Source organism: Streptomyces sp. NPDC110618 (assembly GCF_055657065.1).
In genome coordinates, this window is the sequence record NZ_JBVKBN010000004.1 from 289,511 (window position 1) to 302,198 (window position 12,688).

Consider the following 12,688-nt stretch of genomic DNA (forward strand, 5'->3'; position numbering starts at 1 on the left):
GAGAATGGTCCGCATGGCCTCTGATCGACCCCGCGTGCTCTCCGGAATCCAGCCCACCGCAGGCTCGTTCCACCTCGGCAACTACCTCGGCGCCGTCCGCCAGTGGGTGGCCCTGCAGGAGACCCACGACGCGTTCTACATGGTCGTCGACCTGCACGCGATCACCGTCCCGCAGGACCCCGCGGACCTGCGCGCCAACACCCGGCTCGCCGCCGCCCAGCTCCTCGCGGCCGGACTCGACCCGGACCGCTGCACGCTCTTCGTCCAGAGCCATGTCCCCGAGCACGCCCAGCTCGCCTGGGTCATGAACTGCCTCACCGGGTTCGGCGAGGCCAGCCGCATGACCCAGTTCAAGGACAAGTCCGCCAAGCAGGGCGCGGACCGGGCCTCCGTCGGCCTGTTCACGTACCCGATCCTGCAGGTCGCCGACATCCTGCTCTACCAGGCCAACGAGGTCCCCGTCGGCGAGGACCAGCGCCAGCACATCGAGCTGACCCGCGACCTCGCCACGCGCTTCAACGGCCGCTTCGGGGAGACCTTCACCCTGCCCAAGCCGTACATCCTGAAGGAGACGGCGAAGATCTACGACCTTCAGGACCCGTCGATCAAGATGAGCAAGTCGGCGTCCACGCCGAAGGGCCTGATCAACCTCCTCGACGAGCCGAAGACCACCGGCAAGAAGGTCAAGAGCGCGGTCACCGACACCGACACCGTCATCCGCTACGACGCCGAGAACAAGCCCGGCATCAGCAACCTGCTCACGATCTACTCGACCCTCACGGGCACAGGAATCGCGGAACTGGAGCAGAAGTACGACGGCAAGGGCTACGGTGCGCTGAAGACCGACCTCGCCGAGGTCATGGTCGAGTTCGTGACGCCCTTCCGGGAGCGGACCCAGCAGTACCTGGACGACCCGGAGACGCTCGACTCGATCCTGGCCAAGGGTGCGGAGAAGGCGCGGGCCGTCGCCGCGGAGACGCTGGCGCTGGCCTACGACAAGGTCGGCTTCCTGCCCGCCAAACACTGAGGCAGTCCACACCGCACATACGTACTACTGGGCAGAGCGCTGCACATCACACGGCCGCGCCTGCCCACGGCACAGCCGTGGCCGTACAGTCGATAGCCGACGGCTGACAGAACCGACCGTCACGACGACAGGAGACGACGTGGGGACCGTAACGATCGGCGTGTCGATCGCGGTCCCGGAGCCTCACGGCAGCCTGCTCCAGGAGCGGCGCGCGGGCTTCGGCGACGCCGCGGCTCACGGTATCCCCACGCATGTCACGCTGCTGCCGCCGACCGAGATCGACGGCGCGCTGCTGCCGGCGGTCGAGGCGCACCTCATGGACGTCGCGGCGTCGGGGCGGCCGTTCCCGATGCGGCTGTCCGGCACAGGGACCTTCCGGCCCCTGTCGCCCGTCGTGTTCGTCCAGGTCGTCGAGGGTGCCGCGGCCTGCTCCTGGCTGCAGAAGCGGGTCCGGGACGCGTCCGGGCCCGTGGCGCGCGAGCTCCAGTTCCCGTACCACCCGCACGTCACCGTCGCGCACGGCATCGACGAGGCGGCCATGGACCGCGCCTACGAGGAACTCGCCGACTACGAGGCCGAGTGGTCCTGCACCGGGTTCGCGCTCTACGAGCAGGGCGCGGACGGCGTGTGGCGCAAGCTGCGGGAGTTCGCCTTCGGCGGTGCCGTGGTGCCGCCGCAGGCCTCGCCGGTGGAGCGCGGGTCCATTCCCGCGAGTTAGCTCCGTCGGCTGACCGGATTCACGTCGGCCTTTGTCCGTGGCTGCGTGGGGGCCGGTCGCGGCCCTTGAGGACGTGCCACCGCGCCCCTACATCGGCAGGCGTCGGAACAGCGGCCTCGGCATGTGGCGGAGGGCCGACATCACCACGCGCAGGGTGCCGGGGACCCACACCGTTTCCGAGCGGCGGCGCAGGCCCAGTTCGATGGCCGTGGCCACCGCTTCCGGAGTGGTGGCCAGGGGCGCCTCCGCCATTCCGGCCGTCATGCGGGAACGGACGAAGCCGGGGCGTACGACCATGACGTGCGCGCCGGTGCCGTGGAGGGCGTCGCCCAGGCCCTGCGCGAAGGTGTCGAGGCCCGCCTTGCTGGAGCCGTAGATGAAGTTGGCGCGGCGGGCCCGCTCCCCGGCCACGGACGACAGCACGACCAGGGAGCCGTGGCCCTGTGCCTGGAGGGCCCGGGCGCAGATCAGGCCCGCCGAGACCGCGCCGGTGTAGTTGGTCTGCGCGACGCGCACGGCGGCCAGCGGCTCGCGCTCGTCCTGGGCCTGGTCGCCGAGGATGCCGAAGGCCATCAGCACGAGGTCGATGTCGCCCTCGGCGAAGACCTTGCCGAGCACCCACTCGTGGGACTCGGTGTCCAGCGCGTCGAAGGCGACGGTGTGCACCTGGGCGCCCAGGGCGCGCAACTGCTCGGCCGCGTCCTCCAGGGCGGGCGTCGGGCGGCCCGCGAGCCACACGGTACGGGTGCGGCGGGCGATCATGCGGCGGGCGGTGGCGAGCGCGATCTCGGACGTTCCACCGAGGACGAGCAGGGACTGGGGGAGGCCGAAGGCGTCCTTCATTGCGGCTCCTTGCGGGGACGGCGGCCCTAGAGGCCGAGACGGCGTGACAGGTCCGAGGTGAACACCCCGCGCGGGTCGGCCTCGGCGCGCAGCGCCCGGAAGTCGGCCACGCGCGGGTACATCGCGGCGAGCAGTTCGGGCCGCAGACGGGAGTCCTTGGCGAGATAGACCCGCCCGCCGGCCGCGGCCACCTCCTCGTCCAGTTCGTCGAGGAAGGCGCCGAGGCCGGGGAGGCGCGCGGGGATGTCCAGCGCCAGCGTCCAGCCCGGTACGGGGAAGGACAGCCAGCCGGGGTCGGCGTCCCCGAAGCGCTTGAGGACGGCCAGGAAGGACGGGCAGCGGCGCTCCGAGATGCGCCGCACGATCCGGCGCAGGGCCTCCTCCTGGCCGTGTCCGACGACGAACTGGTACTGCACGAAGCCGCCGCGGCCGTAGACGCGGTTCCAGTGCGGGACGCCGTCGAGGGGGTGGAAGAAGGCGGAGATCGGCTGGAGCTCGCCGGCACGAGCGTGTGGGGCCTTGCGGTACCAGAACTCGTTGAACAGGCCGACCGTGCGGCGGGTGAGCAGGCCCTCGGGGAACAGGGCGGGCGGGGAGGGCAGCCGGGCGGGGCGGAAGGCGAGCGGGTCCCGGTACGCGCGCGTGCCCGTCGGCAGGGCGTCCAGGGGGGCGTGGTCGCCACGGGTGAGGACGGCGCGGCCGGTGGCGGCGCCGCGGGCCAGCAGGTCGATCCAGGCGACCGAGTAGCGGTAGTGGTGGTCGGTGGCGGTGAGCCGGTCCATGAGGTCGTCGAGGTCGGCGGCGCGCTCGGTGTCCACCGACATCAGGGCGGTCTCGACCGGCAGGAGCTGGAGCGTGGCGGTGAGGATCAGTCCCGTCAGGCCCATGCCGCCCGCGGTCGCGTCGAACAGCGGCGTGCCGCGGCTGACCGTGCGGATCTCGCCGTCGGCGGTGAGCAGTTCGAAGGACAGGACGTGCCGCGAGAACGAGCCGGAGACATGGTGGTTCTTGCCGTGGATGTCCGCGCCGATCGCCCCGCCCACGGTGACCTGGCGGGTGCCCGGGGTCACCGGCACGAACCAGCCGAGAGGCAGTAGGACCTGCATCAGGCGGTGCAGGGAGACGCCCGCGTCGCACAGGACGGTGCCGCCGTCGGCGTCGATGGCGTGCACGCGGTCCAGGGCCGTCATGTCGATCACGGCGCCGCCCGCGTTCTGCGCGGCGTCCCCGTACGCCCGCCCCAGGCCGCGCGGGATGCCGCCCCGGGTCCCGCAGCCACGGACGGCCGCCGCGGCCTCCTCGAACGTCCGGGGGCGGATCACACGGGCGTTGGTGGGGGCGGTACGGCCCCATCCTGTGACGGGAACGGTGTCGGCAGACATGTCGGCGACCGTATCGCCGTACTGTTGATGAGTTGTCGTGAAACATCCCTTTCCTCCCCGAAATGGGTGATTAATGGGATGTCGCTCAATATTGCCGGTGTTCCGGCCGGGTGGGCGTGAACAGTGAGTCCACATGGACCACCTGGACGACCGAATCCTCTCGGCGCTGCGCGCGTACGGCGGCGACCCGCGCGTGGCCGGTGCCGCCCGTGCCCTGTCCTGGGCCGGCGAGCACGGCGCCCTGTGGCTCGCGGCGGGCTTCGCGGGAGCCGCCGTGGACGGCGCCCGGCGCGGCGCCTGGTTGCGCGGAACGGCGCTCACCGCGGGCGCGCACCTCGTCAGCATGGGTGTGAAGAGGGTGGTGCGCCGCCCGCGCCCCGCGCACGTCGTACCCCTGGTGCGCACCGCGGGCCGCCACTCCTTCCCCAGCTCCCACGCGACCTCCGCGACCGCCGCCGCGGTCGCCTTCGGCATGCTGGGGGCGCGCGCCGGAGGCCGTGCGCCAGGCGCAGCAGCCGTGCCCCGCCTCGCCCTCCCTCCCCTCGCCGCCGCCATGTGCCTCTCCCGGCTGGTGGTCGGCGTGCACTACCCCTCCGACGTGGCGGCGGGCGCCGTGCTGGGGGCGCTCACGGCGCGGGTCGGGGCGCGTTGGATGCGAGGGGGCGTGCATGACTGAGGCCGCGCCTCTCGCGGGCACGACCGCCCTTACCACCGGAGAACCCGCGCTCCACGGACAGCGCACGCCCCCGCGCGCCGACGGCACCCCGCCCCCCTCCCGCGGTCTCCTGCGCGGCCTGCTGCGCACCGCACGCCCCAAGCAGTGGGTCAAGAACGTCCTGGTCGTCGCCGCCCCGGCCGCCGCCGGAGAGCTGTTCACCACCCGCGCGCTCACCCAACTCGCGCTGGTGTTCGTCCTCTTCACCGCGTGCGCCGCCGCCGTCTATCTGATCAACGACGCCCGTGACGCCGAGGCCGACCGCGCGCACCCCACCAAACGGCACCGCCCGGTCGCCGCCGGACAGGTGCCCGTACCGGTCGCCTACGCCGTCGGCGGCGCCCTCGCCGTGCTCGCCCCGGCCGCCGCGGCATGGCTGAGCACCCCCCTCGTCGCCGCCCTGCTCGCGGCCTACCTGGGCATGCAACTGGCGTACTGCGTCAGCCTCAAGCACGTCCTCGTCGTCGACCTGGTGGTCGTCACGACCGGGTTCCTGATGCGGGCCATGGTCGGCGGGCTCGCCCTCGGCATCCCGCTCTCGCGCTGGTTCCTGATCACGACCGGCTTCGGGGCGCTGTTCATGGTGGCGGCCAAGCGCTACTCGGAGGCCGTGCAGATGGCCGGGAAAGCGGGCGCCACGCGCGCGTTGCTCACCGAGTACACCACCGGCTACCTGCGTTTCGTCTGGCAGCTCGCGGCCGGGGTCGCCGTCCTCGGGTACTGCCTGTGGGCCCTGGAGGAGGGCGGCGTGCCACACACCAGCGTGCTGCCCTGGCGGCAGCTGTCGGTCGTCGCCTTCATCCTCGCCGTCCTGCGCTACGCCGTCTTCGCCGACCGCGGCACCGCGGGCGAGCCCGAGGAGGTCGTCCTGCGCGACCGCGCCCTCGCGCTGATCGCGCTGGTCTGGATGGCCATGTACGCGCTGGCGGTGGCGAATTGGTGAGCACGCCCCCGGCGCCCAGCCCGACCCGCGCGCCCCCCGCCGTTCCCCACCGCCGTGAACTCCTCGGCTTCGCCGCCGCCGGACTGCTCGCCTACGCCGTCGACACCGCCCTGTTCGTCGCCCTGCGCGGACCCGGCGGCCTGAACCCGCTCACCGCCAAGGCGATCGCCTTCGTCGCGGGCTGCTCGGTCGCCTACGCGGGCAACGCGCTCGGCACCTACCGGCACACCCGCCCCCGGGGCCTGCGCCCCTACGCCGTCTTCTTCGCGGTCAACATCGCCGGAGCCGCCGTGCAACTGCTCTGTCTCGCCGTCAGCCACTACGGCCTCGGCCTCACCTCCCGGCGCGCCGACATCGTCTCGGGCGCCGGAGTGGGGATGGCCCTGGCGACTGTTCTGCGGTTCTGGGGAACCCGGACATGGGTCTTCCGCCACGAGGGGAGAGTCGGATCATGGACTGGCTGAAAAAGCTCCCCGTCGTGGGACCGCTCGCCGCCCGATTGATGACCACGCACGCGTGGCGGTCGTACGAGCGCATGGACCGCGTGAAGTGGACGATGCTGGCCGCCGCGATGACCTTCACCAGCTTCGTGGCGCTGTTCCCGATGCTGGCCGTGGCCGCCGCCGTCGCCGCCGCGACCCTCAGCCGGGACCAGCAGGACAAGCTGGAGGACAAGATCGCCGACCAGGTGCCCGGGATCGCCGACAAGCTCAACATCGACGGACTGGTGGCCAACGCCGGCACCATCGGCCTGATCGCGGGCGTCCTGCTGCTGTTCACCGGCATCGGCTGGGTCGGCTCCATGCGCGACAGCCTGCGCGCGGTGTGGGAACTGGAGGACCCGGAGGAGAACCCCCTCCTGCGCAAGGTCAAGGACGCGGGCGTCCTCGTCGGCCTGGGCGGCGCCGTGCTGCTCACTCTCGGCGTGTCCACCGTGGCCTCCGCGCTGGTCGGCTGGATCACCCGCGAACTCGGCCTCGACGAAGGCGGCTGGGGCGGCGTCCTGCTCAGGGTCGCCGCCTTCTCGGTCGCCGTCTTCGCCGACTTCCTGCTGCTGCTCTACGTCCTCACCCTGCTGCCCCGCGTGGAGCCGCCGCGCCGCCGCCTGCTGGTCGCCGCGCTGATCGGCGCGATCGGCTTCGAACTGCTGAAACTGCTGCTCAGCGGCTATATGCAGGGCGTGGCCACGAAGAGCATGTACGGCGCCTTCGGGGTGCCGGTCGCCCTGCTGCTGTGGATCAACTTCACCGCGAAACTCGTGGTGTTCTGCGCCGCCTGGACGGCCACGCCCGGCAAGGGGGACGAGCAGGACGCGGACGTCAGCGCCGACGGCGTACCAGATCCGGCAGCGGCCAGCGGCGGTTGACCAGGTAGGCGCCCGCCGCGAGCAGCACCAGCAGCCCGCCCGTCACCGCGAACGCGATCCCGATGCCGCTGGAGCCGCTCTCGGACGCGGCGCCCACGCCCGGCTTGTCGGAGGCCTCGGAGCCACCGGCCTCGCCCGAGCCCTTGCCCGACCCCGAAGCGGCACCGGAGGGGTTGGCACCCGGCTGCGCGCTCGCCTGCGACACGCTCTTCGGCGGCACCAGCTCACCCACCGGCTCGACCTTGCCGGACGCCTTGAAGCCCCAGTCGAGGAGCTTGGCGGTCTCCTTGTAGACCTCGTTGCTGACCTTCTTCTGCGGGTTCATGACCGTCACCAGAAGCACCCGGCCGTCCCGCTCGGCGACGCCGGTGAAGGTGGTACCGGCCTTGCTGGTGAAGCCGTTCTTCACGCCCGCGATGCCCTCGTAGACCGGAACGTCGACGTCACCGCGCAGCAGCCGGTTGGTGTTCTGGATCTCGTAGGACTTACGGACCTTCTTGCCCTTCTTGTTCTTCTTCGTCTCGCCCGGGAACTTCGCGCTGACCGTCGAGCAGTACTCGCGGAAGTCCTTCTTCTGCAGGCCGGAGCGGGCGAACAGGGTGAGGTCGTAGGCGGAGGAGACCTGCTTGGGGGCGTCGAAGCCGTCGGGGGAGACCACGTTGGTGTCGAGCGCCTGCAGCTCCTCGGCGTGCTCGTTCATCTCCGCCACGGTCTTGTCGAGGCCGCCGTTCATCTTCGACAGCACGTGCACGGCGTCGTTGCCGGAGGCCAGGAAGACACCGAGCCACAGGTCGTGGACGGTGTAGGTCTCGCCCTCCTTCACCCCGACCATGCTGGAGCCGGCACCCACGTCGGCCAGGTCGGAGGGGACCACCTTGTGCTCGGTGGAGGAGGGGAACTTCGGCAGCAGGGTGTCGGCGAACAGCATCTTCAGCGTGCTCGCGGGGGCCAGCCGCCAGTGCGCGTTGTGCGCCGCGAGTACGTCGCCGGACTCGGCGTCGGCGACGATCCAGGACCGCGCGGACAGGTCCTTGGGCAGGACCGGCACCCCGCTCGCCAGATTGACCTGGGTGCCCGGCTGCCCGAGCCGCTCGCCGCCCACCGTCGACATGTTCGCCGGGGGAGTGGCGGACGGCGACGGGCTGGGGGCCGCGTAGGAGACGGGCGCGGTCAGCGCGAGGGACGACAGAACGGCGGAAGTGACCAGCAGCGAGCGCCTGGTGGTCTTCTGGGGTGCGGACACGGACGAGAACGTACAGGGCACGGCAGGGGACGTCGTGCCCCGGCCCCCACCCCGGCCGCGGAACCGGACACGCGCCGGTGATACTGAACGTATGAAGCTCAGCCGCCCCGTCTCCTGGTTCCTGCTCGCCTTCGGGGTGTGGAGCTGGGTCATCTGGATCACTTTCGTCAAGAACCTCGTCAAGGACGGCAGCGGGCTCGCGTTCGACGACGCGGGCGACCCGACGGGCTACTTCTGGGTGCACCTGCTGCTCGCGGTGGTCTCCTTCGTATTGGGGACGGTCGTCGGGGGCATCGGGTTGCGTGGACTGCGCGCATTGCGCCAGACCTCATAGGCGCGCTCGTAAACAGCACTCATAGGCAGCGCCCGTAAGCAGCCCTCATAGGCAGCCGGACCCCAAGGACCCCGAGAACAGAGGGAAACGACTCACGTGGTCATCGTCTTCGCAGTGCTCGCGCTGGCGGTCCTGGTGACCGGCAACTGGTACGTGTGGCGCCGTCTGTTCCGCGACACCACCAGGGGGCCGGGCTGGGGGCGCCGCGCGGGCGCCGCGCTGGTGGCCGGCGGCTGGCTGATGGCGTTCGGCGCGCTGGTGGCCGAGCGCACCGGCGCGCCCTTCTGGCTCCAGCGGACGCTGGCCTGGCCCGGGTTCCTGTGGCTGGCGCTGTCGATCTACCTGCTGCTGGGGCTGCTGGTGGGCGAGGCGGTACGGCCCTTGCTGCGCCGCTGGCCGGCACGGCGGCGGCCCGCCGAGGTGGCGGTGCGGCAGGCGGAGCCGGTGCAGGTGGGCGCGGCCGGGACGAGCGAACCCGAGTCCGAGGCCGCCGCTCCGGAGCCCGCGGCTCCCGCTCCCTCCCGCCGCCTCTTCGTCTCCCGGGTGGTCGGCGGCGCCGCGGCGGCGGCGGCCGTGGCGACCGTCGGCGTGGGCACGTACGGGGTGCTGAACGGGCCGAGTGTGAAGCGGGTCACCGTGCCGCTGGCCAAGCTGCCGCGCCGGGCGCACGGTTACCGGATCGCCGTGGTCAGCGACATCCACCTCGGCCCGGTCCTCGGCCGGGGCTTCGCGCAGAAGGTCGTCGACACGGTCAACTCCACCCAGCCCGACCTCGTCGCGATCGTCGGCGACCTGGTCGACGGCAGCGTGAAGGACCTCGGCCCGGCGGCGGCGCCGCTGACCGGGCTGAACGCGCCCGCGTACTTCGTCACCGGCAACCACGAGTACTTCTCCGGCGCCGAGCAGTGGGTCGAGGAGGTGCGCAGGCTCGGGCTGCTGCCGCTGGAGAACGCCCGCGTCGAGCTGCCCTGGTTCGACCTCGCCGGGGTCAACGACATCGCGGGCGAGGACGAGGGGCAGGGCCCCGACTTCGCCAGGGCGCTCGGCGACCGCGACCCGGCACGTACGTGCGTGCTCCTCGCCCATCAGCCGGTGCAGATCCACGACGCCGTCGAGCACGGCGTGGACCTCCAGCTCTCCGGCCACACGCATGGCGGCCAGCTCTGGCCCGGCAACCTCATCGCCTCCGCCGCCAACCCCACCCTCGCGGGCCTGGAACGCTACGGCGACACCCAGCTCTACGTCACCCGCGGCGCCGGTGCCTGGGGCCCACCCACGCGCGTCGGCGCCCCGTCGGACATCACGGTGATCGAACTGGCCTCCCGCCAGGCCTGACGGGGGCTGCCGAGCCGGGGCACGAGGACCGGGACGCCGGGACCGGGACTCCAGGATCGAGGCGGCCGGGCCGGGGCTGCCGTCCGGGGGCTCCGGGACCGCGACGCCTGGGGCGGGGCCGCCGGGCTGGGTTTCACCACTGTGACGCCGGGACCGCGACGCCCGGGGCGGGGCTGCCAGGCTGGGGCTCCCGGGCCGTGGCGTCCGAATGGCTGCTGCCAGGCTGGGGCTCCCGGGCCGTGGCGTCCGAATGGCTGCTGCCAGGCTGGGGCTCCCGGGCCGTGGCGTCCGAATCGCTGCTGCCAGGCTGGGGCTCCCGGGCCGTGGCGTCCGAATCGCTGCTGCCAGGCCGGGACTCCCGGGCCGTGGCGTCCGGATCGGCGCTGTCGGGCTGGGCTTCACCACTGTGACGCCGGGTTCGGGGCGGCTGGGCCGGGGCTCCGGGACCGTGGCGCCCGAATCGCTACTGCCAGGCCCGGGCTCCCGGACCGTGGCGCCCGGAGCCGGGCTGCCGGGCCAAGGCCCCGCCGCCGTGACGCCCGTACCGAGGTCCTCGTACCGAGGTCCTCACCCCGAGACCCCCTACGCCGGAAGCGTCACCGTCACCCGTAGCCCTTCCCCCGGTTCCGTGTCCACCCGGACCTTCCCCCCGTGCGCCTGCACCACTCCCTGCACGATGGCCATGCCCAGGCCGCTGCCCGCGCCGCCGCCCGCGCGGAAGAAGCGGTCGAAGATGCGGGCGGCGTCGTCCGGGGGCAGGCCGGGGCCCTCGTCGGCGACGCGGAGGCGGACGGCGCCGTCGCCGCGGGTCACCGACAGGTGGACCGGCGTGTCCGCCGGCGTGTGGGTGCGGACGTTGGCGACGAGGTTGCCCAGCACCTGCCGCAGGCCGGACTCGTCGGCGCGGACCAGGACGGCGCCGTCGGCGGAGACCGTGACCGGGCGGTCCGGCTGCTGCACGCGCAGGTCCTCCGCCGCGTCCCGGACCAGGCGGCTGACGTCGACGTTGCGGAAGCGGAGTTCGGGCTGCTGGTCGAGGCGGGCCAGGCAGAGCAGTTCGTCGACCAGGCGGCCCATCCGGTCGGCCTCGGTCATCACCCGCTCCCAGGCCCGCTTGCGCTGGTCGGGGTCGCTGAGCATGCCCTTGTCGTAGAGCTGGAGGTAGCCGCGTATCGCCGCGAGCGGGGTGCGCAGCTCGTGGGAGGCGTCCGCGACGAAGCGGCGCAGCTGGGCCGCGCTGCGCTCGCGGGTGCGGTAGGCCAGCTCCACCTGGTGGAGCATGGAGTTGAGGGCGACCCGGAGCTGCTCGACCTCCAGGGTGGTCTCCCGGCTGGAGGGCACTCTGCGGGTCAGGTCGCCCTCGGCGATGGCGGAGGAGGTCTCCACCATGTCCTCCAGCGGGCGCATCCGGCGGCTGACGCTGATCAGTGTCAGACAGGCCAGCAGCGCCAGCAGCACGGTCCCGAAGGCGAGGTCCAGCTTCACGGCCTTGGCCATGCCCTCGTGCAGGGCGTCGGTGGAGGTGGCGATCAGCACGAGCGTGCCGTCCGAGAGCCGGGCGCCGATCATGCGGTACGGCTTGCCGTCGACGTCGACATCGCGCGGTGTCTCCGACGCGGCGAGGTCCGCCGGGTCCCCGGCCGCCGCGGCGACCGCGTGCTGCCGCTTGGTCGGCTTCAGCGGGCCGAGGGGGATCGGGCGTCCCTCGTTGTCGACGGCGACGAACACCGAGTCGGTGGAGGCGGGCAGGGACTCGTCGCCCAGGCCCGCGAACTGGTCCATGGCGATGCCGAGTTTGCCGAGGGACTCGATCTGGCCCAGGCTGAACCCGGCGTTCTGGAGCGTGGTGCGGGTCGTGGTCAGCTCGGAGTCGATCTTGTCCAGGAGGTAGTGGCGGGCCGCCATCAGACTGATCGCGGTGGCCGCGACGATGCCGAGCGCCAGCAGGGCGACATTGGCCAGCGTCAGCTTCGCGCGCAGGGAGTGCCGCCCGCGGTGCCCGCGCGGGAGCCCGAGAACGGACCGCAGCCTCATGCCAGCCCGTAGCCCACACCGCGCCGGGTGGTGATCAACGGCGGCCCCAGGGTGTCCAGTTTGCGGCGCAGGTAGCTGATGTAGGTCTCCACGACGGTCGACTCGGGCGGGGTGTGCTCGTACTGCCAGACGTGCCGCAGCAGTTGCTCCTTGGGCACGATCCGGCCGCCGTTGCGGACCAGGAACCGCAGCAGGGCGTACTCGGTGGGGGTCAGTTCCACCGTGCGGCCCGCGCGGCGCACGCAGTACGTCGACTCGTCCAGCTCCAGGTCGCCGTAGCGCAGCGGCGGGCGCTGGGGGAGGACGTCGGCGGGGCGGGTGCGGCGCAGTACGGCGGTGATCCGGGCGATCACCACGTCGATGTCGAACGGCTTGGTGATGTAGTCGTCGCCGAAGCCGAGGGCGCCGACGATCTCGGCGGGCGAGTCCCGCGCGGTGAGGAAGACCAGCGCCAGGTCGGGCTGCGCCTCGCGCAGTTGGCGGCCGAGCGCGCGGCCGTCGCCGTCCGGCAGCATCACGTCCAGCAGCGCCACGTCGGGCCGGGTGTGCCCGGTGAGCGCCAGGGCCTCGCGGACGGTGCCCGCGGTCATCACCTCGAACCGGTGGTAGCGCAGGGCGATGGCGAGGACGTCCGCGATGCTCTCCTCGTCCTCCACGACCAGCACCGTGCCCGCAGCCGTAGTCATGTCCCCAGTATCGGCGCGATCACTGACAGCCGGGCGGCCCCGTGCTTTGGAGTTCCTTTGGA

13 protein-coding genes are annotated in these 12,688 nt (G+C 72.4%); 8 read left to right on the plus strand and 5 right to left on the minus strand.

From position 1 onward, the window contains the following. Window positions 1-13: 13 nt before the first annotated feature. Window positions 14-1,027, plus strand: coding sequence for a tryptophan--tRNA ligase (trpS, locus tag ACZ7L7_RS10155; RefSeq protein ID WP_285510513.1), 1,014 nt, complete (start codon window positions 14-16; stop codon window positions 1,025-1,027). 139 nt (window positions 1,028-1,166) lie between these two features. Next, window positions 1,167-1,745 (plus strand): 2'-5' RNA ligase family protein, encoded by a 579-nt coding sequence (locus ACZ7L7_RS10160; protein ID WP_285510512.1) that lies wholly within the window; start codon window positions 1,167-1,169, stop codon window positions 1,743-1,745. A gap of 87 nt (window positions 1,746-1,832) precedes the next feature. Here the strand turns inward: ACZ7L7_RS10160 and ACZ7L7_RS10165 are convergent, their stop codons facing one another. Together ACZ7L7_RS10165 and ACZ7L7_RS10170 are read right to left on the minus strand one after the other, a co-directional pair. Then, window positions 1,833-2,588 (minus strand): decaprenylphospho-beta-D-erythro-pentofuranosid-2-ulose 2-reductase, encoded by a 756-nt coding sequence (locus ACZ7L7_RS10165; protein WP_285510511.1) that lies wholly within the window; start codon window positions 2,586-2,588, stop codon window positions 1,833-1,835. Window positions 2,589-2,614: 26 nt separating this feature from the next. Continuing rightward, window positions 2,615-3,970 (minus strand): FAD-binding oxidoreductase, encoded by a 1,356-nt coding sequence (locus ACZ7L7_RS10170; protein WP_285510510.1) that lies wholly within the window; start codon window positions 3,968-3,970, stop codon window positions 2,615-2,617. A gap of 133 nt (window positions 3,971-4,103) precedes the next feature. Between ACZ7L7_RS10170 and ACZ7L7_RS10175 the strand changes: the two genes are divergently transcribed. Genes ACZ7L7_RS10175 through ACZ7L7_RS10190 form a run of 4 tightly spaced genes read left to right on the plus strand, consistent with a single transcriptional unit; the run spans window position 4,104 to window position 6,994 of the window. Beyond that, window positions 4,104-4,646, plus strand: a complete 543-nt coding sequence (locus ACZ7L7_RS10175; protein ID WP_285510509.1) for a phosphatase PAP2 family protein — start codon at window positions 4,104-4,106, stop codon at window positions 4,644-4,646. Next, window positions 4,639-5,628 carry a decaprenyl-phosphate phosphoribosyltransferase gene (locus ACZ7L7_RS10180; protein ID WP_472075510.1) on the plus strand — a complete coding sequence of 330 codons (990 nt, stop codon included), beginning with the start codon at window positions 4,639-4,641 and terminating at the stop codon, window positions 5,626-5,628. Before ACZ7L7_RS10175 ends, ACZ7L7_RS10180 begins: the two co-directional genes overlap by 8 nt. Further along, window positions 5,622-6,092: a GtrA family protein gene (locus tag ACZ7L7_RS10185; RefSeq protein WP_453601040.1), complete on the plus strand. Its 471-nt coding sequence runs from the start codon at window positions 5,622-5,624 to the stop codon at window positions 6,090-6,092. Before ACZ7L7_RS10180 ends, ACZ7L7_RS10185 begins: the two co-directional genes overlap by 7 nt. Next, the gene (locus tag ACZ7L7_RS10190) at window positions 6,080-6,994 is read left to right on the plus strand and encodes a YihY/virulence factor BrkB family protein (protein WP_285510506.1); all 915 of its coding nucleotides are present in this window, start codon (window positions 6,080-6,082) and stop codon (window positions 6,992-6,994) included. The genes ACZ7L7_RS10185 and ACZ7L7_RS10190 overlap by 13 nt, the downstream gene beginning before the upstream one ends. On the opposite strand, the gene ACZ7L7_RS10195 is transcribed toward ACZ7L7_RS10190, so the two are convergent. Beyond that, window positions 6,948-8,237: a D-alanyl-D-alanine carboxypeptidase family protein gene (locus tag ACZ7L7_RS10195; RefSeq protein ID WP_352230186.1), complete on the minus strand. Its 1,290-nt coding sequence runs from the start codon at window positions 8,235-8,237 to the stop codon at window positions 6,948-6,950. The genes ACZ7L7_RS10190 and ACZ7L7_RS10195 overlap by 47 nt on opposite strands. A 91-nt stretch (window positions 8,238-8,328) precedes the next feature. Between ACZ7L7_RS10195 and ACZ7L7_RS10200 the strand changes: the two genes are divergently transcribed. Together ACZ7L7_RS10200 and ACZ7L7_RS10205 are read left to right on the plus strand one after the other, a co-directional pair. Then, window positions 8,329-8,571 carry an SCO4848 family membrane protein gene (locus ACZ7L7_RS10200; RefSeq protein WP_285510504.1) on the plus strand — a complete coding sequence of 81 codons (243 nt, stop codon included), beginning with the start codon at window positions 8,329-8,331 and terminating at the stop codon, window positions 8,569-8,571. A 96-nt stretch (window positions 8,572-8,667) separates the two neighbouring features. Beyond that, window positions 8,668-9,906, plus strand: a complete 1,239-nt coding sequence (locus tag ACZ7L7_RS10205) for a metallophosphoesterase (protein WP_453601035.1) — start codon at window positions 8,668-8,670, stop codon at window positions 9,904-9,906. A gap of 582 nt (window positions 9,907-10,488) precedes the next feature. Here ACZ7L7_RS10205 and ACZ7L7_RS10210 read toward each other — a convergent pair. Both ACZ7L7_RS10210 and ACZ7L7_RS10215 read right to left on the minus strand, forming a co-directional pair. Further along, a complete protein-coding gene (locus ACZ7L7_RS10210; RefSeq protein WP_285510502.1) occupies window positions 10,489-11,940 on the minus strand; it encodes a sensor histidine kinase in 1,452 nt (483 codons plus the stop codon). Then, complete coding sequence (locus ACZ7L7_RS10215; protein ID WP_285510501.1) at window positions 11,937-12,626, minus strand: response regulator transcription factor; 690 nt, start codon at window positions 12,624-12,626, stop codon at window positions 11,937-11,939. Before ACZ7L7_RS10215 ends, ACZ7L7_RS10210 begins: the two co-directional genes overlap by 4 nt. Between the last annotated feature and the right edge of the window lie 62 nt (window positions 12,627-12,688).